At 69.7% G+C, this 22,346-nt stretch carries 19 protein-coding genes and 3 pseudogenes; 19 read left to right on the forward strand and 3 right to left on the reverse strand.

Translation table 11 applies throughout. The annotated features are described in order from the left end of the window. The first annotated feature begins 338 nt into the window (after window positions 1–338). Both OG496_RS02460 and OG496_RS02465 read left to right on the forward strand, forming a co-directional pair. Entirely contained in the window at window positions 339–1,961 is a 1,623-nt protein-coding gene (locus OG496_RS02460; protein WP_405969344.1) for a cellulose binding domain-containing protein, read from the forward strand. 99 nt (window positions 1,962–2,060) lie between these two features. Then, window positions 2,061–2,308, forward strand: a pseudogene (locus OG496_RS02465) (hypothetical protein). A 58-nt stretch (window positions 2,309–2,366) separates the two neighbouring features. Here OG496_RS02465 and OG496_RS02470 read toward each other — a convergent pair. Then, a complete protein-coding gene (locus OG496_RS02470) occupies window positions 2,367–3,290 on the reverse strand; it encodes a LysR family transcriptional regulator (RefSeq protein ID WP_405969345.1) in 924 nt (307 codons plus the stop codon). Between the two features lie 134 nt (window positions 3,291–3,424). Here OG496_RS02470 and OG496_RS02475 point away from each other — a divergent pair, with 134 nt between their 5' ends. Both OG496_RS02475 and OG496_RS02480 read left to right on the forward strand, forming a co-directional pair. After that, on the forward strand, window positions 3,425–4,264 hold the full coding sequence (locus tag OG496_RS02475) for an inositol monophosphatase family protein (RefSeq protein ID WP_405969346.1): 840 nt from the start codon (window positions 3,425–3,427) through the stop codon (window positions 4,262–4,264). Window positions 4,265–4,340: 76 nt separating this feature from the next. Continuing rightward, the gene (locus tag OG496_RS02480) at window positions 4,341–4,937 is read left to right on the forward strand and encodes an NADPH-dependent F420 reductase (protein ID WP_405969347.1); all 597 of its coding nucleotides are present in this window, start codon (window positions 4,341–4,343) and stop codon (window positions 4,935–4,937) included. Window positions 4,938–4,963: 26 nt separating this feature from the next. Here the strand turns inward: OG496_RS02480 and OG496_RS02485 are convergent, their stop codons facing one another. Then, complete coding sequence (locus OG496_RS02485; protein WP_405969348.1) at window positions 4,964–5,197, reverse strand: hypothetical protein; 234 nt, start codon at window positions 5,195–5,197, stop codon at window positions 4,964–4,966. Between the two features lie 151 nt (window positions 5,198–5,348). Between OG496_RS02485 and OG496_RS02490 the strand changes: the two genes are divergently transcribed. The 14 genes and pseudogenes from OG496_RS02490 to OG496_RS02555 all read left to right on the forward strand — a co-directional run bounded on the left by OG496_RS02490 (window position 5,349) and on the right by OG496_RS02555 (window position 20,874). Beyond that, window positions 5,349–7,154 (forward strand): RecQ family ATP-dependent DNA helicase, encoded by a 1,806-nt coding sequence (locus tag OG496_RS02490; protein ID WP_405969349.1) that lies wholly within the window; start codon window positions 5,349–5,351, stop codon window positions 7,152–7,154. Between the two features lie 69 nt (window positions 7,155–7,223). After that, complete coding sequence (locus tag OG496_RS02495; protein WP_405969350.1) at window positions 7,224–7,979, forward strand: sugar phosphate isomerase/epimerase family protein; 756 nt, start codon at window positions 7,224–7,226, stop codon at window positions 7,977–7,979. Continuing rightward, window positions 7,976–9,613: a ribulokinase gene (gene araB, locus OG496_RS02500; RefSeq protein WP_405969351.1), complete on the forward strand. Its 1,638-nt coding sequence runs from the start codon at window positions 7,976–7,978 to the stop codon at window positions 9,611–9,613. The genes OG496_RS02495 and araB overlap by 4 nt, the downstream gene beginning before the upstream one ends. Further along, window positions 9,613–10,275: pseudogene (locus OG496_RS02505) on the forward strand (L-ribulose-5-phosphate 4-epimerase). The gene araB and the pseudogene OG496_RS02505 overlap by 1 nt, the downstream one beginning before the upstream one ends. Before the next feature lie 274 nt (window positions 10,276–10,549). Beyond that, window positions 10,550–11,575 (forward strand): LacI family DNA-binding transcriptional regulator, encoded by a 1,026-nt coding sequence (locus tag OG496_RS02510; protein ID WP_405969352.1) that lies wholly within the window; start codon window positions 10,550–10,552, stop codon window positions 11,573–11,575. 106 nt (window positions 11,576–11,681) lie between these two features. Beyond that, window positions 11,682–12,911: an extracellular solute-binding protein gene (locus OG496_RS02515; RefSeq protein WP_405969353.1), complete on the forward strand. Its 1,230-nt coding sequence runs from the start codon at window positions 11,682–11,684 to the stop codon at window positions 12,909–12,911. Next, window positions 12,904–13,875, forward strand: coding sequence for a carbohydrate ABC transporter permease (locus tag OG496_RS02520; protein ID WP_405969354.1), 972 nt, complete (start codon window positions 12,904–12,906; stop codon window positions 13,873–13,875). Before OG496_RS02515 ends, OG496_RS02520 begins: the two co-directional genes overlap by 8 nt. 7 nt (window positions 13,876–13,882) lie before the next feature. Continuing rightward, window positions 13,883–14,752 carry a carbohydrate ABC transporter permease gene (locus OG496_RS02525; RefSeq protein WP_405969355.1) on the forward strand — a complete coding sequence of 290 codons (870 nt, stop codon included), beginning with the start codon at window positions 13,883–13,885 and terminating at the stop codon, window positions 14,750–14,752. Further along, window positions 14,749–15,582 carry a ThuA domain-containing protein gene (locus OG496_RS02530; protein ID WP_405969356.1) on the forward strand — a complete coding sequence of 278 codons (834 nt, stop codon included), beginning with the start codon at window positions 14,749–14,751 and terminating at the stop codon, window positions 15,580–15,582. The genes OG496_RS02525 and OG496_RS02530 overlap by 4 nt, the downstream gene beginning before the upstream one ends. After that, window positions 15,579–16,721: a Gfo/Idh/MocA family protein gene (locus tag OG496_RS02535; RefSeq protein ID WP_405969357.1), complete on the forward strand. Its 1,143-nt coding sequence runs from the start codon at window positions 15,579–15,581 to the stop codon at window positions 16,719–16,721. The genes OG496_RS02530 and OG496_RS02535 overlap by 4 nt, the downstream gene beginning before the upstream one ends. A 257-nt stretch (window positions 16,722–16,978) precedes the next feature. Further along, on the forward strand, window positions 16,979–18,169 hold the full coding sequence (locus OG496_RS02540) for an RNA-guided endonuclease InsQ/TnpB family protein (RefSeq protein WP_405969358.1): 1,191 nt from the start codon (window positions 16,979–16,981) through the stop codon (window positions 18,167–18,169). Continuing rightward, window positions 18,153–18,464: pseudogene (locus OG496_RS02545) on the forward strand (gfo/Idh/MocA family oxidoreductase); the annotation flags it as partial. The gene OG496_RS02540 and the pseudogene OG496_RS02545, both read left to right, overlap by 17 nt. A 371-nt stretch (window positions 18,465–18,835) precedes the next feature. After that, window positions 18,836–19,270 carry a DUF485 domain-containing protein gene (locus OG496_RS02550; RefSeq protein ID WP_366492909.1) on the forward strand — a complete coding sequence of 145 codons (435 nt, stop codon included), beginning with the start codon at window positions 18,836–18,838 and terminating at the stop codon, window positions 19,268–19,270. Beyond that, window positions 19,267–20,874, forward strand: coding sequence for a cation acetate symporter (locus OG496_RS02555; RefSeq protein WP_366492907.1), 1,608 nt, complete (start codon window positions 19,267–19,269; stop codon window positions 20,872–20,874). Before OG496_RS02550 ends, OG496_RS02555 begins: the two co-directional genes overlap by 4 nt. Window positions 20,875–20,952: 78 nt before the next feature. On the opposite strand, the gene OG496_RS02560 is transcribed toward OG496_RS02555, so the two are convergent. Beyond that, window positions 20,953–21,420: a hypothetical protein gene (locus tag OG496_RS02560; protein WP_405969359.1), complete on the reverse strand. Its 468-nt coding sequence runs from the start codon at window positions 21,418–21,420 to the stop codon at window positions 20,953–20,955. Window positions 21,421–21,836: 416 nt separating this feature from the next. On the opposite strand from OG496_RS02560, the gene OG496_RS02565 reads away from it, so the two are divergent. Next, on the forward strand, window positions 21,837–22,295 hold the full coding sequence (locus OG496_RS02565; protein WP_405969360.1) for a cupin domain-containing protein: 459 nt from the start codon (window positions 21,837–21,839) through the stop codon (window positions 22,293–22,295). Window positions 22,296–22,346: the final 51 nt, after the last annotated feature.

A 22,346-nucleotide genomic window follows, 5' to 3' on the forward strand; every position in this document is an offset into this window, starting at 1 on the left:
CCGACCGCCGACACCTCCGGCTACATCGTCCGCGACCGCCTCCGGCGCCAACTCGCGCCCACGGAACCGAAATTGGTCTAGACGAATCTTTCCCGGATCCCTTGACGCCGGCCGACGCGGCCAGCCACGCTTCGCTACGCAGGCAGATGTAAGGAAAGTTTCCGATTAACTTCACGACTCGCCGTTCGACGGTTTCCCCCTGCCTCACCCCGCCCTGATCACGTCGCACGGCTCCTCCCCACCCGCACCTCTCCACCGTGCGACGGGCGTGCAGGGCACCGCAATCCGCGTACCGGCGCGACGCCGTGCGCGGCCTCGCCCCACGGAGGAGCATCCGCATGAGACATGCGTCGCTGCGCGCCGCACTGACCGCCGCACTGATGGTCGGCGGCATGGCCACGACCGCCGCCCCGGCCGCCCACGCGGCCGACAACACCGGTCTGATCGCCTCCTTCGGCATCACCTCCACCTGGGGTGCCGGCTTCGAGGGCGGCTACACGGTCACCAACAAGTCCACCCACACGGTCACTTCATGGACCATCACCTTCACCCTGCCCGCCACCGAGGCCGTCACCAGTTCGTGGAACGGCACGCTCACCCACAGCGGGACGCAGTACACCATCACCTCCCCCACCTGGGAGGCCCCGCTCGCCCCCGGTGACTCCGCGCCCGTCGTCGGCATGGACTTCAGCTACACCGGCTCGGTCGTCGCGCCGAGCGCCTGTCTGATCAACAACGGCCCCTGCGCCGGCGTCCCCGCCGACACCGTCGCGCCCTCGACCCCCTCCGGCCTCGCCGTCCGGGCCACCGGCCCCGGCAGCGCCACGCTGGGCTGGAACGCCTCGACCGACAACGTCGGCGTGGTCGGCTACCGGGTCTACGAGGGCAGCAACGTCGTCGCCACCACCTCCGGCACCGGCACCACCTTCACGGTGAGCGGCCTGCTCGCCGGCAGCAGTCACAGCTTCTCGGTGACCGCGCTCGACGACTCCAACAACGAGTCGGCGCACTCCGCGACGCTCACCGCGACCGCGGGCAGCGGCACAACTCCCGGCGTGGCGGCCCCCTTTGTCGACCTCGGTGCCTATCCGACGCCGAACCTCACGCAGATCGCCACGAACACGGGGTTGCGGCAGTTCTCGCTCGGCTTCATCACCGCCGGGTCGACCGGCTGCAGCGCGAGCTGGTTCAACTCCTTCGACCCGGGCGCGGCCTGGGACCGGGCGGACTTCGACTCGCTGCGCGCGATGGGCGGTGACGTCCGGCCGTCCTTCGGTGGCGCGTCGGGCACCGAACTGGCCCTCGCCTGCACCAGCACGACCGCACTCCAGGCTCAGTACCAGAAGGTCGTGGACGCCTACGCCCTGGACCGCGTGGACTTCGACATCGAGGGCGCCGCGGCGGTCGACCACGCCTCGATCGACCGGCGCTCGACGGCCGTCGCCGCCGTCCAGGCCGCGCAGCGCGCCAAGGGCCGCGACCTCAAGGTCACACTCACCCTCCCGGTCCTGCCCAGCGGCCTCACCGCGGACGGCGTCTACATCCTCAACTCCGCCAAGTCGCACAACCTGAACGTCGACACCGTCAACCTGATGGCCATGGACTACGGCGACGGCGCCGCGCCCAACCCGTCCGGAAAGATGGGCAGTTACGCCATCCAGGCCGCGACCTCGACCCGCGCCCAGATCGCCTCGGTGTGGCCGAACCTCACCACCGCCCAGACCTGGGCCATGGTCGGCCTCACCCCGATGCTCGGCCAGAACGACACCGCCAGCGAGGTGTTCACCGCCGCCGACGCACAGCAGGTGCTCACCTTCGCCCAGCAGAACCACCTGGGCGAACTGGGCTTCTGGGACGTCACCCGCGACGGGAACGCCTGCACCGGCGCCCTGAGCAAGTGCACGAACATCCCGCAGACCCCGTACCAGTTCTCCAAACTGTTCGCGACCTACACGGGCTGAGCCCACGAGGCCACCTGCGCCCCCGCAGAGCAGTTTGTGCGGGCCGAGACCCACCTCGGCCCGCACAAACTGGGGACACGTTCAGGGTGGATGGGAATCATGCGCATCGCGTACTGGATCGTCGCCGGACTGCGCGCCCTCTTCTGCCTCTACGCAGATGCGATGAAGGTCTTCCGCAGTCGCGATCGACTCCGCCCGATGATGGCCTGGGTCGATCGCATTCCCTTGCCCGCCGTCAGGGCGACATACTCGGCGCGGCCAGGCTGGTTCCGCCGCCCATGGCCGGCGAGGACCGGCGGATCGCACTCGACGTCGGGCTCATCTCGACTACGGCCGTAAGCATCTGAACGGCCACCATCCGGCTGTGGTCGAGGGCAGTTCCCGATCGGTGAAGATGCAGGGGTGTCACCGTGCCGCCTGCCCCTCTCCGCTCATCGCACCGGTCAGCGCGGTCCGTGCCAGATCTCGTAGCCAGATGTGCGCGGGGTCGGTGTCGTAGCGCTGATGCCACGACAGGTACACCGGGGCCGGTGGAAGGTCGAGCGGGAGCGGGAGCAGGACCATGCCGAGATCCGCGGCAGCCGAACGCGCTGTGGACTCGGGGGCGGTGACGACGAGGTCGGAGCTCCGCGCGAACTCGAACGCGGCGCTTTCCGTGGGCGCGGTGGCCACCACAGGTCGCGTGAGATCGAGGCGCGCCAGAGCGTCGTCGAGGATGTTTCCGAGCCTGCCGCGCCGCGAGACACTGATGTGCTCCGCCGCGGCGTACCGCGCGGCGGTGACGGTCCTGACGCGGGTGAGAGGGTGCCCCCGCCGTACGACGACGACCTGCTGGGTCTCGGCCACCCGGTCGGCGTGGATCTCGGGTGCGGTCGGGCGGTCGGCGTTCGCGGCGAGGTCGACCTCGCCGCGCCGCAACTCCGGTGTGTCGATGCTCGATTCCGCGATGAAGCGCAGCCGCACGCCGGGTGCCTGCTCGCGCACGGCGGCCAGCAGCGCGGGCCCGCTGAGGGCGACAAGCGCGTCGTGCCAGCGGAGCGTGAAGGTGCGTTCGAGTGTCGCGAGGTCGAGTTCACGGCTCGGCGCCAGCACACCCCGGACCTGCTGGAGCAGGTCGTGCACCTGTTCCCGCACGGCGATCGCGTACGGCGTCGGGGTCATCGTGCGTCCGGTGCGCACCAGGATCTGATCCCCCGTCGTACGCCGGATCCGGCCGAGGCTGCGGCTCATCGCGGGGGCAGTGACGTGCAGGCGGTCGGCGGCACCGGCGACGCTGCCTTCCTCCAGGAGAGCGTCGAGCGCGGCGAGCAGATTCAGATCCAGTTGCATGGGAGTCATGCTAGCCGTGCTTTACATGCACTTGATGTTAACGATGGCCTCTCCTACCTTCGAACTGAGGGCGCGAACGAACCAGGTTCCCGCCCGCTCGACCTCAATCCCCCTGCTCGGATGGGAGTACCGCCATGCCCGAATCGATGCGGAACACCAGTGCCTCCACAGCCGCCGGCCCCGCCGTCATCTCCGACGCCGACCTGCTCGCGCAGACCGAGATCGCCGTACACACGGCGGGTGCGGCTCTGCGGGACCGTTTCGGGGACGTGGTCCCCTACCGGACCTTCGAAGAGCTGATGCGCGCGCTCGCCGCCAACGACGACACGGTCCTCGACATCCTGCGCCCCCGCCTCACCGCCCTGCGCCCGGACGCCCGCTGGGTGGAGGAGGAGTTGGCGGGCGGCGCCCTCCCGGCCGGCGAATGGTGGGTGGTGGACCCGGCCGAAGGCAACGTCAACCACCTGCACGGCCTGCCGGAGTGGGCGGTGACCGCGACCCTCGTACGCGACAACCAGCCGGTGCTCACCGTGGTCCACCTGCCGATGACCGGCGAGACATACACCGCGCTCGTGGGCGCCGGCGCTCACCTCGACGGCCGGGCACTGCACGTGTCCCGGACCCCCGACCTCGGTCTGAGCATCGTGGCCACGAGCCAGGCCAGGCCGGACGAGGACGAAAAGGTCGTGCGGCGCGTCGGGGCCTCGATCACCGAGATGCTCGTCGACGCCCTCGTAGTGCGGACATCCGTGCCCGCCACCCTGCACCTGGTGAACGTGGCCGCCGGCCGGATCGAGGCCTTCTGGCAGTTCGCCGGAGCCCGCGCGGACCTGCTTCCCGGGGCCCTGCTCGTCACCGAGGCCGGCGGACGGATCTCCGACGTCGAGGGCCGCCCCTGGACTCCGGAGAGCGAGAGTTTCCTGGCCGCCGCACCCGACGTGCACGCCGACGCGGTCGCCACGCTCTCCCGCTGACCACTTGGCGCTGAGCACTTAGCCCTGAGCACTGAACGCTTTCGAGAAACAGCATGACCAGGAGGACCAGTTCAGCATGAGTGACATCACCGTTCTTGGCGGCGGCCGCGTCGGCGGCAGCCTGGCCACCGCCCTCACCCGGGCCGGACACCAGGTGACCGTGGCGACCCGCTCGCCGGACGCCACCGCGGACGCCGTACGAACAGCGCGCATCGTCATCAACGCCACACCGGGCGCCGGCTCGCTGGAGAGACTCACCGCACTACGCGCCGAGCTCCGGGGCAAGATCCTCGTGGACGTCTCCAACGCCACCGTCGACGGACCGGACGGACTGCCCGCCGACCTGCTGTACCCCGGATCGAGTCTCGCGGAGCAGCTCCAGGAGGCGCTGCCCGGGACGCTCGTCGTCAAGACGCTCAACACGATGCTCCACTCGGTGATGACCGCGCCCACCACGCTCGCTCAGACGCCCACCGCTTTTCTCTCCGGCACGGACCCGGAGGCCAAGCAGATCGTGCGCGGGCTTCTCCTGGACCTCGGCTGGCAGCAGGAGTGGATCACGGACCTCGGCGGGATCGAGACCGCCCGGGCTGTCGAGGCCGCGATCCTCTTCGTACCGCACGTGATCCGGTCCAGCGGATTCGCGCCCTTCGCGATCTCGATCGCCCGCTGATCCGCGCGGGGTGCCGCCCGCGATGTTCAGGCGTGCTCGCACTCGGCCCGCTGATCGGGCGTCATCTCGTAGGAGCCGTTCATCCGCAGGTACTTCTCCGGGACGCCGTCCACGGCATCCGGCTCCGCCCGACCGCCGATCAGCAGGATCCTGGGCGCATGCACCTCGGTGTCGATCGTCAGCGGGACCGTCGGGTTCTCCCGCAGAACCGGAAGCTTCGGGGCGTTCTTCGTCGTACACATGACGGAGTCGGGAGACACGGCCCCAGCGCAGAAACGGTCGGATACCGGGCGCTGCGAGCGTGCCGTGGGGATCTCGACAGGGGCGGCCGAATCGTGCGAGGCGATATCCCGGCGAACCGGGGTAGCCGCCAGACACACGGCGGTTGGACGCCCCCTTTCAAGGAGCAGCATGTTCGCACTCACGTCCCGACGTCTGCGCGGCACCGCCCGTCGGGTCTTCGGCTGGCAGCAGTTGCGTCCGGCCCAACTGAGCGCGATGAAGGCCGTGATGAAGGGGCGTGACGTACTCGCCGTCATGCCCACCGGCGCGGGCAAGTCCGCCGTGTACCAGGTGCCCGCGGTCCTGCTCGGCGGTCCGGTCGTGGTGGTCTCGCCGCTGATCGCGCTTCAGCGGGACCAGATGCAGAGTCTGCTCGGATCCGGCGCGCTGCGCACCGCCGCCATCAACTCCGCGCAGCGCCGAAGCGACAACGAGACGGCATGGGCCCGCATCAGCGCCTCCTCGGTCGACGTGGTCTTCCTCGCTCCTGAGCAGCTCGCCAAGCCGGACGTCACGGACCGGCTCGCCGCCGTCCGTCCCCGGCTGCTGGTGGTGGACGAGGCGCACTGCGTGTCGTCCTGGGGGCACGACTTCCGGCCGGACTATCTACGGCTGCGCCACGCGCGCGAACGGCTCGGCAACCCGCCGGTGCTCGCCCTGACCGCGAACGCGGCGGCCCCGGTACGGAGGGACATCGCCGAACGTCTCGGCATGAACGATCCGGTGGAGATAGTGGCCGGCTTCGACCGTCCCAACATCCACCTGGACGTGCCGGCCTTCCAGGACGCGGCCGCCAAAGAGCGGTTCGTCCTGGAGCGGACGGCCGTCGAGGAGAAGCCGGGAATCCTGTACGCGGGGACACGGAAGGCAGCGGACAGCTACGCCGAGCAGTTGAGCGACCTCGGACTGGCCGCCGCGAGCTACCACGCGGGCCTCTCCGCCGCCGAACGCCGCCAGGCCCAGGACCGGTTCAGCTCCGGTGAACTCGACGTGGTCGTGGCCACCTCGGCGTTCGGGATGGGCATCGACAAGGCCAACGTACGGTTCGTGCTGCACGCGTCCGTCCCCGGCTCGCTCGACGCCTACTACCAGGAGATCGGCCGGGCCGGCCGCGACGGCGCACCGGCCAGAGCGATCCTCGCCTACCGCCCGCAGGATCTGGGCCTGCAACGCTTCTTCGCCACCGGCGCTCCCGACGCCGACGCACTGCGCCGCGTCGCCGAACTCCTGCGCGGCGAGGCGTCCGCCGTGAGCGCGACCCGGCTCCGGGCCGAGTGCGAACTCGGCGCGACTGCACTGTCCGCCGTGCTGAACCTGCTGGAGGAGACCCGGGCCGTCCGTACCGGACGGGACGGCAGCCGTTTCGTCGGCGCGGTCGGCGCCGACGGCACCTCCGCGGACGACGAAGTCGACGCCGTGGTGCGGAGCGCCCTCGCCGTCCACGCCACACACCTCAAGCTCGAACAGTCCCGGGTCGACATGATGCGCGGGTACGCCGAGACGACCGACTGCCGGCGGCGCTTCCTCCTCGGATACTTCGGCGACTCCGTCCCCGTCCCGTGCGGGGCGTGCGACAACTGCACGGGTCCGGTGACCAAGCCAGAGAGCGGGCTGAGGCGCGAGCGGTCCGGGGACGCGGGACGGCCCGACAAGGCAACCGCACGGCAACGTTGGTGGACGCGGGCCGGTGCCCGCTCGGACACCACAGCGGGTGCCGTCCGGGCGGCGGAGACCGTTGCACGCCCCGCGACGGACGACCACGCCTACCTGCCGGGCGTCCGCGTCAGCCACGACCAGTGGGGCCGGGGCGAGGTCATGAGCGAGGGCGACGGCAAGATCACCATCCTGTTCGAGTCGGTCGGCTACCGCACCCTGTCCCTGGCCGTCGTGACGGACAAGCAGTTGCTCGTCGCCTTGCCCGATACACCGCGCTGACGCTGGATCCGCAAGTCCCGGGCGCTGGCCACCACCCTGCCCAGGATCGCCGGCTGGGGCTTCGACGCCGTGGAGCTGCCGCTGGAGAACGCCGGCGACTGGGACCCCTCCCGGACATCGGCGCTGCTGTCGGAACTGGGGCTGCGCTGTGTGGTTGGCGCGGTGTTCGGGCCCGGCCGCGAACTGGCGGCGGCCGACCCGGCGACGGTCGAGGCCACCAGGCGCTATGTCCGCGCCGCGGTGGACGCGGCGGCGGGGGTCGGCGCGGCGATGGTCATCGGTCCGATGTACACGTCGGTGGGCCGCACGTGGCGCATGTCCCCGCAGGAGCGTGCGGCGACCCTGGGGGAACTGCGCGACAGCCTCAGCGAATGCGCCGAGTACGCGGGGCGGCACGGCATCGCGCTGGCCGTGGAACCGCTCAACCGCTACGAGACGAGCCTGCTCAACACGGCCGCGCAGGTACGTGAGTTGATCGAGGACCTGCCCGGCAACGTCGGGCTCAACCTGGACACTTACCACATGAACATCGAGGAACGGGACCTGCGCGCGGCGTTCCGCGCGGCCGGCGACCAGTTGCTGCACCTACAGGTGTGCGGGAACGACCGGGGTGCGCCGGGCCATGATCTGCAGGACTGGCCGCTGATCCGGGACTGCCTCACCGAGATCGGCTACCGGGGCATGCTCGGCATCGAGTCGTTCACCGCGGACAACGCGTCGATCGCCACCGCCGCCTCGATCTGGCGCCCGCTGGCGGAATCCCAGGACGCGCTCGCCGTGGAGGGCCTGCGGTTCCTGCGCGAGTGGCGGGAGGGCCGGCCATGACCGCACATGTCCTGGGGATCGACTTCGGCACCCTGTCCGCCCGGGTGCTTGTGGTGCGCGCGGCCGACGGCGCCGAACTGGCCTGTGCGGAGCATCCGTACCGGCACGGGGTGATCGACCGCGCCCTGCCCGGCACGCGGTCCGAGCTGCCACCGCTGTGGGCGTTGCAGGATCCGCGCGACTGGCTGTCGGTCCTGCGCGAGGCCGTGCCTGCGGCGGTCGCGCGGGCCGGGATCGATCCGGCGAGCGTGGCCGGGGTGGGTACCGACTTCACCGCCAGCACACCGCTGCCCGTGCTCGCCGACGGAACACCTCTGTGCGTCCTGGACGGGTTCGCCGAACGCCCGCACGCCTGGCCGAAGTTGTGGAAGCACCACGCGGCCCAGGCACAGGCCGAGCGGATCACCGGCCTCGCGCACGCGTCGGGACAGCCGTGGCTCGCCCGGTACGGCGGCAGGATCTCCGCCGAGTGGCAGCTCGCGAAGGCGCTGCAGATCCTCGAAGAGGATCCCGAGGTGTGGGCGGCCACCGCGCGGTGGATCGAGGCGGCGGACTGGATCGTATGGCAGCTGACCGGCCGGGAGACCCGGAATCCGTGCACCGCCGGATACAAGGGCCTGTACCAGGACGGGAGTTACCCCGACGAGGACTACCTCGCCGCGCTGCACCCGCGGTTCGCCGACGTGTACCGCACGCGTGTCGCCCATCCGCTCACCGCGCTCGGCAGCAGCGCGGGCGGACTGAGTGCGAGGGCCGCCGCGTGGACCGGGCTGCCCGAGGGCACGCCGGTCGCGGTGGGCAACGTGGACGCACACGTCACCGCGGCGGCGGCCCAGACCTACGGGAACGGACAGCTGCTGGCCATCATGGGCACGTCCACCTGCCACATGATGAACGCCGACGTGCTGCGCGAGGTCCCCGGCGCCTGCGGGGTGGTCGACGGCGGCATCGTCGCCGGATCCTTCGGCTACGAGGCCGGGCGGAGCGGGGTCGGCGACATCTTCGCGTGGTGGGTCGACAACGCGGTCCCCGAGCGCTACCGCGAACCCGGCCGTGGCGTGCACGAGGTGCTGAGCGACCTCGCCGCGCGACAGCGGGTGGGCGAGCACGGGCTGCTCGCCCTGGACTGGATGGGCGGCAACCGGTCGGTGCTGGTCGACCACGAACTGTCCGGAGCACTGCTCGGCATGACGTTGTCGACCACGGCGGTGGACGTCTACCGGGCACTGCTGGAGTCCACCGCGTTCGGCACCCGCGTGATCGTGGACGCCTTTGGCGCCGCGGGCCTGCCCGTGACGGAGTTCGTCGCCGCCGGAGGCCTGGTCAAGAACCCGCTGCTGATGCAGATCTACGCGGACGTGACCGGGCTGCCGATCAGTGTGGTGGACTCCGCACAGGCGCCCGCGCTCGGTTCGGCCATCCACGCCGCGGTCGCCGCCGGGATCCATCCCGAGGTGCGGACCGCGTCCGCCGCCATGGGCCGCCGTAGCCGTGCCGCCTACCTGCCGATCCCGGAGCATCAGCAGGTCTATCAGCAGCTGTACCAGGAGTATGTACGGCTGCACGACCACTTCGGCCGCGGGGGCAACGACGTCCTGCACCGCCTGCACGCACTCAAGACGAGGACACGCTGATGCCCGACGCCATCGCCGAAGCGCGCGAGGAACTGCACGCCCTGCATCGGTCCCTTGTCGACAACGGGCTGGTCGCCTGGACATCCGGCAACATCTCGGCCCGGATCGCGCCGGACCTGATGCTCATCAAGCCGAGCGGCGTCCCCTACGACGAGTTTCGACCGGAGGACCTGGTGCTGTGCGACCTGTCCGGCGTCGCCGTGACGGGCACGCTACGTCCTTCCAGCGACGCCGCCTCGCACGGCTACGTCTACCGCGCCCTGCCCGAGGTCCGCGGAGTCGTCCACACCCACTCCACCTACGCGACCGCGTAGGCGGCCCGCGGTGAACCCGTCCCCTGCGTGCTCACCGCCATGGCCGACGAGTTCGGCGGCGAGATCCCCGTCGGCCCGCTGGCCCCGATCGGCGACGACGCCATCGGCCGCGGCATCGTGGAAACCCTGCGCGGTCACCGATCGCCCGCCGTCCTGATGCGCAGTCACGGGGTCTTCACCATCGGCGACAGCCCGCGTGCCGCGGTGAAGGCCGCCGTCATGTGCGAGGACGTGGCACGCACCGTCCATCTGGCCCGCCAACTCGGGGAGTCCGCGACCCTGATGGCACAGACGGTGGATGCCTTGCACGCCCGCTACCAGAACCAGTACGGCCAGGAGGACGCCTGACCGCCAGGTCGAGGCCCTGATCCTCTTGTCGCCGGCACGGGTGTCCGAGGCCGTCGACGGTGGTCTGAATTCCTCTGTGCCCAGAGGTACCGGACGGGTGAGGCGTGTACAAGCCCCCGGGCGGGCCTCGTCGCGTTCGGGTCCTGGCCTCTCGGAACTTTTTCCTGCACGACCCTTGCCGCCCTTCGAGGACCCTCCCTACAGTCTCGTCCCAGTCAGTCGATACGTATCGACACCGCGTATCGACAGCAAGGGAACCGAGGGAGGTGCTCGCATGGTGACAAGCCGGGACGTGGCCCGGTTGGCGGGCGTCTCCCAGAGCACCGTCTCCTATGTCATGAGCGGGCGCCGCTCGATATCCCCCGAGACCCGGCGTCGGGTCGAGGAGGCGATCGAGACGTTGGGGTTCCAACCCAACGCCGGCGCGCGGGCGTTGGCGAGTCAGCGCAGCCAAGTCATCGGCCTGGTCGTGCCGTTCGCGCCGGGGGCCGACATGACGGGGGTGCTGCCCTTCATCGAGACGATCACCAAGTGCGCCCGGGAAGAGGACCACAACGTCATCCTGGCCACCGAGGACGAGGGCGCCGAGGGCCTCACCCGGCTCAGCGACCAGTCCCTGTGCGACGCGATCGTGCTGATGGAGGTCGGGTCCAAGGACCCGCGCATCCCCGTGGCGGCCGGGCTCAGCGTGCCCGTCATCCTGATCGGCGTGCCGGACGACCCCGAGGGCCTGTACTGCGTCGACCTGGACTACACCCTGGCCGGGCGGATGGCGGTGGACGAGTTGGCCGCCTCCGCGCACGACCGCGTCGTCCTGCTCGGCTACCCCCGTGACGTGATGGCCCGCGACGTCAACTTCGTCCGACGCTTCCTGCGAGGAGCCGAGGACGCTGCCGCCGCGCACGGCATCGCCTACGCCGAGGTGAGCCCGCCGGACACCAGCCGAGCCGGGGCCGAGGCCGCCCTGGACGAGGCGCTTGCCGAACGAGGGCCCGGCGGCGGCAGGTTGGGGCTCGTCGTCCCCGATCCCCAGTTGATCCAGCCGACGTTGCAGAGCCTGCTGGACCGCGGGCTGGTTCCGGGCCGCGACCTGTCCGTCATCGGACTGTGCACGGACCGCACCGCCGAGACCTCCACGCCCCCCGTCAGCAACCTCTCGCTGGAACCCAGGGACGTCTCGCGCCGCGCGATGAGAATCCTGTTCCGGCTGCTCAACCGCGAGAGCGTGCCCACCACTTCGACCGTCGAACTGGTCACCCCACGTCTGACTCTGCGTCAGACCAGCCTGCCCGCCCGCTGATCCCCACTGTTCGCGCCAAGGAGGGGATGACGCGTCATTGCTGTCGATACGCATCGACACCCCGCGCGGTCCACCCGAGACGGCGCCGATCGAGGAGAGAACGAACATGGCTCAACGACGAGCGATCCTCAGCAGAACGACACCGACAGTGGCCCTCGCGCTCCTGGCAGCGATCTCCCTGAGCGCCTGTGGCTCGAACAGCGGATCGTCCGGCGGCGCCGACACCCTGCGCGTGATGGACTACTACGCCGATCAGCCCGACAAGGGGATCTACGCGAAGGTCCTGGACGCGTGCGGGCAGCAGAACGGCGTGAAGATCAAGCGGGAGGCCGTGGCCGGACCGTCCCTGATACCCAAGGTGCTGCAACAGGCCTCGTCGCGGACCCTGCCCGACGTCCTGATGCTCGACAACCCCGACCTGCAACAGATCGCCGCCAGCGGCGCCCTCGCCCCGCTCAGCGACTTCGGCCTGAAGGCGGACGGATACGCCAAGGGTGTAGTGGACGCCTCGACCTACCAGGGCAAGCTCTACGGCCTGCAACCGGTGACCAACACGCTCGGCCTGTTCTACAACAAGGACATGCTCGACAAGGCGGGGGTCAAGCCGCCCACCACCTGGGCCGAGCTCAAGTCGGCCGCCAAGAAGCTCACTTCGGGCAAGCGGTACGGCATCGCGTTCGCCGCACCGGCCACCTACGAGGGGACCTGGCAGTTCCTGCCCTTCATGTGGTCCAACGGCGGCGACGAGAAGGACATAGCAACTCCCCAGACCGCCCAGGCACTTCAGCTCTGGGTGGACCTGGTCAAGGACGGCTCGGCCTCGAAGTCCGTGGTCAGCTGGGCTCAGGCCGACGCCAACGACCAGTTCGCGGCGGGCAACGCGGCCATGATGATCAACGGCCCCTGGCAGTTCCCGATCCTCGACAAGAAGACGAGCCTGCACTACGACGTCGTACAGATCCCCGTGCCCAAGGCCGGCGGAACTCCCGTCGTCCCGCTGGGTGGTGAGACCTGGACCGTCCCGCAGACCGGCAACGCGCAGCGCCAGGCCAAGGCCGCCAAGGTCGTCGCGTGCCTCAACTCCGACAAGAACCAACTGTCGTTGGCCCAGCAGCGCCAGACCGTGCCGACGAAGACCGCGCTGATGGACAGGTTCGCCGCGCAGCAGCCCAGGATGAAGGCGTTCACCGACCAGGTGCGCAACGCCCGCGCCCGCACAGGTGAGTTGGGCAAGGACTGGCCGAAGGCGGCCACCAAGATCTACACCGCGATGCAGACCGCACTCACCCAGGGGACGACTCCGGCGAAGGCACTGAAGCAGGCCCAGGATGGCTGACGTACTGCGCCGCGCGGTGCGGGCCAAAGGGCGTGCGGTGCGGGCCACGGACAGCGCCCCGGCGGGCCGGAGGCTCGGGAAGCCCAGCCGGCGACGCCAGTCCCACGTGCTGTTCCTGCTGCCCGCCCTGGCCTACATGGTCGCCTTCTTCGGCTACCCGGTCGTGAAGAACGTCGTCATGGGGTTCCAGCACTACACGACGACCACCTTCTACACCGGCCAGGCGCCCTGGGTCGGCTTCGCCAACTACCGGGCCGTCATCTCGTCCTCCGTCTTCGACAAGGCACTCCTCAACACGGTGCTGTTCACGGTGGGTTCGATCGCGGGGCAGTTCCTCACCGGTCTGGCGATCGCCCTGTTCTTCCGTCGCCGGTTCCCGCTGAACGGCGTCATGCGCTCGCTGCTGCTGTTGCCGTGGCTGGTGCCGCTGATCGTCTCCAGCGCGGTGTGGCGCTGGATCCTCGACCAGGACAACGGCGTGCTCAACCGGTTCCTCGGCGCCCTGCACCTCGTACAGGACCGTCCCGGCTGGCTGACCAGCACCTCGCTGGCGCTGTTCGCGGTGATCGTGGTCAACATCTGGATCGGGATCCCATTCAACGTCGCGATCCTCTACGGCGGACTCCAGGACATCCCCGAGGAGTTGTACGAGGCTGCGGCCCTGGACGGTGCGACGGGCTGGCGGGCGTTCCGGCACGTGACCTGGCCCCTGCTGCGGCCCGTGGTCAGCGTGGTGCTCGTCCTCGGCGTCGTCTACACGGTGAAAGTGCTGGACGTCATCCTCGGGCTCACCAACGGCGGCCCGGCGAACGCGACACAGACCATCGCCAGTCAGTCCTACCAACTCTCCTTCCAGCAGTTCGACTTCGGACAGGGTGCCGCGCTCGGCAACATCCTCATCGTCATCTCGCTGGTCTTCGCCGTCCTCTACCTGCGCGCGAACCGCCGCGCCGTCGAGCAGTGAGGCCGTCATGGCAACCGTCACGCACACATCCGTCCAACCGGCCACGCACACACCCGTCCACCGCCGGCGCTCCCGGCGGCGGCCCTGGGGATACACCGCCATCGGCGCACTGATCCTGGCCGTGATGCTGTTCCCGGTCTACTGGATGGTCAACGTCTCCCTCCAGCCGGCCAACACCGCTGTCAGCACGCCCTGGTTCCCGACCCACCTGAACTTCGACGGCTACGCCACCGCGCTGAACCAGCAGGGGCCAAATCTCCTGACCAGCCTGATCGTTGCCGTGGGGAGCGTGGTGTTCAGCCTGATCATCGCGAGCCCGGCCGCGTACGCGCTCGCTCACGCCAACGCGCGCTGGGTCGGCCCGGTGCTGTTCGGGATCCTGATCAGCCAGATGGTCCCGGGCATCGTCGTGGCCAACGCCCTCTACAGCGCGTACAACGACGTCGGGCTGCTCAACTCGATCCCCGGCCTGATCCTGGCCGACTCCACCGCCGGCATCCCGTTCGCGATCCTGATCCTGCGGGCCTTCATGGGCAACATCCCGTCCTCGGTAATCGAGGCGGCCCGGGTGGACGGGGCGGGCAGGGTGCGGGCGTTCGTCTCGATCGTCCTGCCGATGAGCAGGAACGCCCTTATTACGGCAGGGCTGTTCACGTTCCTGTTCACCTGGAGCGACTTCCTCTTCGCGCTGACCCTGACGACGACCGAGGACGTCCGCCCCGTCACCCTCGGCCTCTACCAGTATCTCGGCGCCCACGTCAGCGACTGGAACGCGGTGATGGCCACCGCGACCCTCGCCTCGGTACCGGCTCTCGTACTGCTCCTGGTGGCACAGCGCTACATCGCCACCGGCGTGACCGGCGGAGCCGTCAAATGACCCGCCCCCAGAGCGACTTCGAAGAAAGGCAGAACACCCCTGTGACCACGTCTTCCGCACCGCCCCCGGCCCCGATCCACGTGACCGTGTGGGGCGAGAACCGCCACGAGAAGATCGAGGAGCACGTGGCCAAGATCTACCCGCAGGGCATGCACACCACGATCGCCGAGGGCATCAAGGAGAACCTCGGCGACAGCTGCACCGTACGCACCGCCACGCTGGACGACCCCGAACACGGCCTGACCGAGGAGGTGTTGGCCTCAACCGACGTCCTCACCTGGTGGGGCCACGCCGCCCACGCCGAGGTGTCCGACGAGGTCGTCGAACGCGTGCACCGGCACGTGCTGTCCGGCATGGGCCTCGTGGTCCTGCACTCCGGCCACTGGTCGAAGATCTTCGTCAAGCTCATGGGCACCAGCTGCACCCTGCGCTGGCGCAACGAACACGACCGCGAACTCGTGTGGACGGTCAACCCAACACACCCCATCGCCAAGGGAGTTCCGCATCCGCTCGTCGTCGAGGAGGACGAGATGTACGGGGAGTTCTTCGACATCCCCGTCCCGGACGAGCTGGTCTTCGTCAGCTCGTTCACGGGCGGCGAGGTGATCCGCAGCGGCTGCACGTTCCGCCGCGGCCACGGCCGGATCTTCTACTTCAGCCCCGGCGACCAAGACTACCCCGTCTACCACAACAAGGACATCCGCCGAGTGATCGCCAACGGCGTCCAATGGGCGCGCACGGACCGGCCCGAGCGCAGCCACCCGGTGCTGCTGCGCTACGACACCGACGACTTCTTCAACGGCGTCGACTACTCGGGGCCGCTCCGATGACCCACCGGACCATCCCCTGCGGGCCCGACAACCCCCTGCGCGTGATCGTGGTCGGCGCCGGCTCCATGGGACAGCAGTGGCTGACCACCGTAACCGCCGCACCCGAGACAGAACTTGCCGGCATCGTCGACCTCGACCTGGACACGGCCCGGCGGTCCGCGGCAGACCTGGGCCGACCGAACCTCCCGGTCGGCCCCGACGCGGTCGCCCTCGCGGCCGACACCGGCGCCCAAGCGATCATCAACGTGACGGTTCCGGTGGCCCACCACCCCGTCACCACCGCCGCGTTGTTCGCCGGGCTGCCCGTCCTCGGCGAGAAGCCGATCGCCGACACCCTGGCCCACGCCCTGTCCCTCGCCGCCGCGTCCGAGGTCAGCGGCGAGCTGTTCATGGTGAGCCAGTCACGGCGCTGGAACCCCCAACTCTTCGCCCTACGTGGGATGTTGGCGGAACTCGGCGCGATCGGCACACTGACGACCGAGTTCTTCAAGGCTCCGCACATGGGCGGTTTCCGCGAGGAGATGGCGTACCCGCTGCTGATCGACATGGCGATCCACGCCTTCGACTCGGCCCGCTTCCTGCTCGGCGCGGACCCGGTCTCCGCCTACTGCCAGGCGTACAACCCGCCGTGGAGCTGGTACGACGGCGACGCCGCCGCGAGCGCCGTCTTCGAGATGGAAAGCGGTGCGCGCTACGCGTACAACGGCAGTTGGTGCAGTCCGGGCGCCGAGACGTCCTGGAACGGAACATGGCGGGCGAGCGGCGAGAAGGGCTCGGCGCAGTGGGACGGCGACACCGAGCCCGTGCTCGTCGCCGACGTACAACCCGCCGAGCGGCCCCGCTCGCCGTACTCCGACATCGCCGGAGCGCTGCGGGTCTTCGTCGAGTCGCTGCGGACCGGCAGCACGCCCATGGGCGAGGTGCACGAGAACACCCTGAGCCTGGCGATGGTCGAGGCCGCGGTGGAGTCGGCCCGGACCGGACAGCGCGTACTCGTCGACGACGTCCTCGACCAGGCGTACGCGGCGGCCCTGCGCGACGAGAAACGCCCCGACGTACGTGCCGCCCTCGCCGGCTGGCCGTCGGTCCGCGGCGCCCTCGCCCCGCACCGGACACCGCCCGCCGCCGCTTCCGCCTGACGCCCGACCCATACGGAGACCCCGTGCCTCGCCCTTCGCCCGACCCCGTCTCCGGCCGCCCCCGCCTCGGGGGGCGATGATCGGCTACTCGTTCATCGGGGTTCTCCTTCGTGGATACTCCCGGCTTCAGCCGGGGGAGGAAACGAAGCTCCTGCGGAGCAGGGCGGGGAAAGCCGGTTCGCCGTCAGGGCGGACCGGTCTGCGCCCTCCACCGACCGATACCCGCCGCTCACACGGGGGTTGATACGGTGTGAGGTATGGCGCGGCAGGTCAAGCGGGCGTTCAAGTACCGCTTTTACCCCACGGGCGAGCAGGCGGCCGAGTTGTCGCGTACGTTCGGCTGTGTCCGTCTCGTCTACAACAAGGCGCTGGAGGAGCGCACCCGGGCCTGGTACGGAGAGCAGCGCCGCGTCTCCTACGTCCAGTCGTCGGCCGCGCTGACGGAGTGGAAGAAGACCGAGGAACTCGCCTTCCTGGCGGAGGTGTCCTCGGTCCCGCTCCAGCAGGCGTTGCGGCATCTTCAGACGGCGTTCGGGAACTTCTTCGCCCAGCGGGCGAAGTACCCGCGTTTCAAGTCCCGGAAGAAGTCGCGGGCGTCGGCCGAGTACACGCGGAGCGCCTTCACGTGGCGCGGGGGCCGTCTGACTCTGGCGAAGGTGGCCGGTTTTCTGGATATCCGCTGGTCGCGTCCGCTCCCGGAGGGCAGCGAGCCGACGACGGTGACTGTGTCCCGTGACAGTGCGGGCCGCTGGTTCGTGTCGCTGCTGTGCGACGACCGCATTACCCCGGCTCCCGCCACGACGAATGCGGTCGGCATCGATGCGGGCATCACGTCGCTCGTGACCCTGTCCACCGGGGAGAAGGTCACCAATCCCCGGCACGAGCGCCGTGACCGCGCCCGTCTTGCGAAGGCGCAGCGGGAACTGTCCCGCAAGGCCAAGGGCTCCGCGAACCGGGAGAAGGCCCGCCGCAGGGTCGCCCGCGTGCATGCGCGGATCGCCGACCGGCGCCGCGACTTCCTGCACAAGCTGTCGACTCGTCTCGTCCGTGAGAACCAAACGGTCGTGATCGAGGACCTCACCGTCCGCAACCTGCTGAAGAACCACACGCTCGCACGCGCCATCAGTGACGCGTCGTGGACGCAACTCCGGTCGATGCTGGAGTACAAGTGCGCCTGGTACGGGCGCGAACTCGTCGTGATCGACCGCTGGTTCCCCAGCAGCAAGCTGTGCGGAACCTGCGGCACGGTCGCGGCGAAGATGCCGCTCAACGTCCGCGCGTGGACGTGCGACTGCGGCGCCGTACATGACCGCGACATCAACGCGGCCCGCAACATCAAGGCGGCCGGGCTGGCCGTCTCGGCCTGTGGAGCTGGTGTCAGACCTCAAGGGAGTCCTCCTGGCGGGCAGTCGGCGTTGAAACAGGAACCCCTACAGCGCGAGCCGTAGGAATCCCCCTCCTTCAGAAGGGGGAGGAAGTCAAGGGAGCCGTGCACTCCCCCCGGAGACCGAGGCGGGATTCCGTCGGATCCTGGTCACCGAGCCCGGACACCCCTACCTGGGCGTCTGGTGGCCGCCCGGTCACGGTCTGGGCTACGAGCACGCGTTCGTCCACCAGGTCCACGACTTCCTGACCGCGGTGGCGGAGGACGGGAGCGACCCGCGGCCGTCGTTCGCCGATGGCCTCCAGGTCCAGCACGTCCTGCGGGCCGTCGAACGTAGCGCCGCGGACTCCTCTCGCTGAACGAGCATCGGCTGACCCCACGTCACCTCTCGGCGCCTTCACGGGCCTTGTCCGTATCCGCCGTTGAGGCAGCCGGAGCAGCCGCCGGGGACCGTTGACCTCATCGTCACCGGCGAGGCAACCATCACCACCACGCGCCCGCCCGCCGATTCGACGCGTCCAGGGCCCACAGGGCACTCCTATGGTGCTCCGTCACACGCTTCACACTCACAACATCCGAGGTCAGAGCGTCGTAGTGCTCCTCACCAGGGAGTTCGCCGGAAGTGCTGCGCGCGGTCCGCCACCCGCATAGCGTGCGATGACCCGGACCATTCCCCGCCTTCTCGCGGTCCGCACCTCTTGGGGCCCACGACCCACTAGGAGATCTTGGAATGTCTTCCGACAGCTCCGAGTTACGCCCGCTCCAGTACCGGCCCGGACGGCACGCCTCCTCCACCACGCCCACGTGGGCCTCGGCCCCGCAGGACGGCCGCCGGCCGACGGCCCTGCCCCGTTCGGCGACCGGACCGCACCGCGATCTGCGTCTCCTGCGCCGGGCCTGCCGCTGGCAGCGGCGTGTCGCCGCGTTAGCGGCGCTCGGCTACTTCGCCGTCTTCCTCACTCTCACCGTCGAATTCCCCTCGGTGATGGCCCGCCCCGCCCCGGGCGGCTTGCCCACCGGACTGTTCCTGGCCCTGGTGCAACTCCCTGTCACCTGGCTGGCCGTGCTCTTCTACGAGGGAATCGCGCGTCGGTACGTCGACCCCCTCGCCCGCCGGGTGCGCCGTCAGACCCGTCACGCCCGCGACGGGGAGGTACGGCCGTGACGGACTTCAAGGGCGCCGCGCAGTCCTGGTCGCTCGTGGCGTTCTTCAGTGTCGTGACCCTCACGCTGCTGCTGTGCGTGGTCACCGGTCCCGACCGTGACGACCTGGACGAGTTCTACACCGGCTACCGGTTGCTGTCGCCCCTGCGCAACGGCCTGGCCATCGCCGGTGACTACATCTCCGCGGCCACCGTCCTCACGGTCGGCGGCATCATCGCGTTATGCGGCTACGACGGTGTCGTGCTGGCCCTGAGCACCCTGCTCTCGCTGCTGCTCCTGATGTTCGTACTGGCGGAACCGCTCCACCACACCGGCCGCTTCACCATGGGCGACGTGCTGGCCCGTCGCATGCCCGGCCGTGCGGTTCGTATCACCGCGTGCGCGGTCACCCTCGCGGCGCTGGTCCCCATGATGGTCGTGCAACTCGCCGGTGTGGGGCAGTTGCTGGCATTCGTCCTCGGCTTCTCCGACAGCACGATGCGCACCGGCTGCGTCGTCGGGGCCGGAGCGCTGATGATCACGTACGCCGCCATCGGGGGCATGCGCGGCACCGCCCTGATCCAGATCCTCAAGACGGTGATCCTCCTCGGCTCCGGGCTCGTCGTCGCCGCGCTCATCCTGCACACCTTCGGCTGGAGCCCGCAGACCCTGTTCCAGTCCGCCGCACAGAACAGCGGCGCCGGTCCGAACTACCTGCGCTACGGCCTGCAGTTCGCGGGCGGAAAACACCCCGCCCTGGACATGGTGAGCACCCAGTGCGCCATCGTGCTGGGCGGCGCCTGCCTGCCGCACGTCACCATGCGCATGTACACCGCCGGCAGTACCCGTCAGGTGCGACGCGCGATGTCCTGGGCGGTCTCGGCGGTCGCCCTGTTCATCGCGGTGATCACCGTCGTCGCCGTCGGCGCAACCGCCCTCATCGGCGGCAAGACGATCGCCGCCGCGGACCCACACGGCAGCACCGCCTATCTGCTCGGCGCGCGCGCCGCGTTCGGACCGAACCTCTCCCGCGCGGAGAGCCTGCTGTTCACCACCGTCACCACGGCCATCTTCCTGACCCTGCTTGCTTCCGTGGCCAGCATGACGCTGGCCTGCGCCAACTCCCTGGCCCACGACGTCCTCGCCCGCACGAACACACCACCCCTGCGCGAGATGGCACTGGCCCGCTTTGCCGCCCTGGCCGTGGGCATCCCGGTGATCGCACTGGCCGTACTCGCCCAGCACCGCAGCCTCCAACCGCTGGCCATCGTCTCCTTCTGCCTGGGCGCCTCGGCCATCGCCCCCGCGCTCGTCCTCGGCCTCTTCTGGCGGCGCTACACCCGTGCCGGCCTCCTGTGCACCCTCATCGGCGGCACCCTAAGCGTCCTCGTCCTTATGACCGGCACCAACCTCGTCTCCGGCTCCCCTCAATCGGCCTTCCCCGAGGCCGACTTCAACTGGTTCCCCTTCACGACCACTGCTCTGGTCTCGGTCCCGGCGGGTTTCCTGTGCGGCCTGCTCGGCACTGTCCTGTCGGGCCGAAGGGCCACCGCACGCGAACGCCACCGCTACGAGGGAATCGAACCCGTGCTGCTGGCCGGGCCGTCGCATCCCAGAAGCGGATGACCGTGCGCCGCCGACCGGGCCTGGGCCCGCAGACCACACCGGAGGTTGCCGCTGACCTTGCCGGAATCGCGAGCGGTGTCAGCCGGCCTCGTAGCCCTCGGGAGCGAAGTGGCCGAGAAGCGCTGACGGCAGGCGCGCTGTGCGTGTCAGTTCCGCGCCGCAGTGGTCGAGCGGGCGTAGTCGGTCGGCGTCCGGCCGTGCGGCGAACCCCAGTTGCAGGCTGCGTAGGAAGACATTGAGTTCGCGGGCCAGCATCGTGCCGGAGAGTTCGGGGTCGGTCAGGTGGTTGTCCGCGAGGTCCTTCGCGGCCTGGGCCAGCGCCAGGGCCAGTTGGGGTTCCGCGTTGTCGACGCGGCGCCTGGCGACGGCCTTGGCCAGGTCGATGAGTGTGCTGTGCGCGGCCTGCACTTCGGCCGGCCCTAGGTTGGCGGCCGTTTCGTAGATCATGTCCGAGTGGGCCACCAGTAGGCGCACCTCGACGGAGTCCACCGGCCCGCTGACGCTCTGCCGCTCGCCGAGCAGTGGCCTGAGCGTGGCGGCGGACATCGTCTCGAAGTGCAGTGCAGGGGCCGTCCCATGCGGCGGATGAGCAACTGCCCTGCCGGCACGGTCCGTTCCGATGGCCGAATCGCCGTGGAGATCGGTGACAGCCACACGCCTGATCCGGCCTGACCGACCACCCAAGCCACGCCAACCGCGAGATCGCCAACTCGCCCTCCCCATAGCCGTCTTGTCGAACCTGCGACAGGGCCCGGCCGCAGGCAGCGGTCCAGCACCGCCGCGCTCCGCTCCGCATGGCGGCAAAGCCGAAGGCAACGACTCTCCCCTCACGCCGGGGCAGTACCCGAACCCAAACTCTCGTTATGAGAGTTAACTTGCACGAACGGATCGACTCGCCTACATTGGTGAGAGTAAACCCCAACGAACACAGTTCACTCTCTTATTCATCCTTGGAGGCTCAGATGTCAGACGTCTCAGTGGTCGGTCCGGACAACGGTGAGTCGATCCAGCTCGGCCCCACCCGGATGCGGATCCTGGAGGACGGCACCACGACCGATCACCGCCTCGGCATCGGGGAGATCACGCTCGCGCCGCACACCGACGGTCCGCCGCAGCACCGGCACGCCCGGCACGACGAGGGCTTCTACGTCGTGTCCGGCGCGGCCCGGTTCACCGTCGGCGAGACCGTGCACGACGCGCCCGCCGGAACGCTGGTCATGATCCCGCCCGGCGCCCCGCACACCTTCGCCAACCCGACCGACGGCACAACGGTCCTGCTCAACACGTTCACCCCGGACCTGTACGTCGACTACTTCCGGGAACTGCGCGACATGATCGCCGCCGGCCGGCCCCTGACACCCGAGGCGACGATCGATGCGATGAGCCGCTACGCCACCGAGCCGTCCACCGACTTCGCCTGAGCACCCGCACCCATAACCCGTTGGCCCGTCACCCCACCCAGCACCCGAACC

This window comes from Streptomyces sp. NBC_00988, assembly GCF_045162645.1.
In the GTDB taxonomy this organism is placed as follows: domain Bacteria; phylum Actinomycetota; class Actinomycetes; order Streptomycetales; family Streptomycetaceae; genus Streptomyces.

Coding starts and splice junctions, on each gene's coding strand:
- OG496_RS02460 (WP_405969344.1), top strand. CDS start 339: ATGAGACATGCGTCGCTGCGCGCCGCACTGACCGCCGCACTGATGGTC.
- OG496_RS02470 (WP_405969345.1), bottom strand. CDS start 3,290: ATGCAACTGGATCTGAATCTGCTCGCCGCGCTCGACGCTCTCCTGGAG.
- OG496_RS02475 (WP_405969346.1), top strand. CDS start 3,425: ATGCCCGAATCGATGCGGAACACCAGTGCCTCCACAGCCGCCGGCCCC.
- OG496_RS02480 (WP_405969347.1), top strand. CDS start 4,341: ATGAGTGACATCACCGTTCTTGGCGGCGGCCGCGTCGGCGGCAGCCTG.
- OG496_RS02490 (WP_405969349.1), top strand. CDS start 5,349: ATGTTCGCACTCACGTCCCGACGTCTGCGCGGCACCGCCCGTCGGGTC.
- araB (WP_405969351.1), top strand. CDS start 7,976: ATGACCGCACATGTCCTGGGGATCGACTTCGGCACCCTGTCCGCCCGG.
- OG496_RS02510 (WP_405969352.1), top strand. CDS start 10,550: ATGGTGACAAGCCGGGACGTGGCCCGGTTGGCGGGCGTCTCCCAGAGC.
- OG496_RS02515 (WP_405969353.1), top strand. CDS start 11,682: ATGGCTCAACGACGAGCGATCCTCAGCAGAACGACACCGACAGTGGCC.
- OG496_RS02520 (WP_405969354.1), top strand. CDS start 12,904: ATGGCTGACGTACTGCGCCGCGCGGTGCGGGCCAAAGGGCGTGCGGTG.
- OG496_RS02525 (WP_405969355.1), top strand. CDS start 13,883: ATGGCAACCGTCACGCACACATCCGTCCAACCGGCCACGCACACACCC.
- OG496_RS02530 (WP_405969356.1), top strand. CDS start 14,749: ATGACCCGCCCCCAGAGCGACTTCGAAGAAAGGCAGAACACCCCTGTG.
- OG496_RS02535 (WP_405969357.1), top strand. CDS start 15,579: ATGACCCACCGGACCATCCCCTGCGGGCCCGACAACCCCCTGCGCGTG.
- OG496_RS02540 (WP_405969358.1), top strand. CDS start 16,979: ATGGCGCGGCAGGTCAAGCGGGCGTTCAAGTACCGCTTTTACCCCACG.
- OG496_RS02550 (WP_366492909.1), top strand. CDS start 18,836: ATGTCTTCCGACAGCTCCGAGTTACGCCCGCTCCAGTACCGGCCCGGA.
- OG496_RS02560 (WP_405969359.1), bottom strand. CDS start 21,420: ATGTCCGCCGCCACGCTCAGGCCACTGCTCGGCGAGCGGCAGAGCGTC.
- OG496_RS02565 (WP_405969360.1), top strand. CDS start 21,837: ATGTCAGACGTCTCAGTGGTCGGTCCGGACAACGGTGAGTCGATCCAG.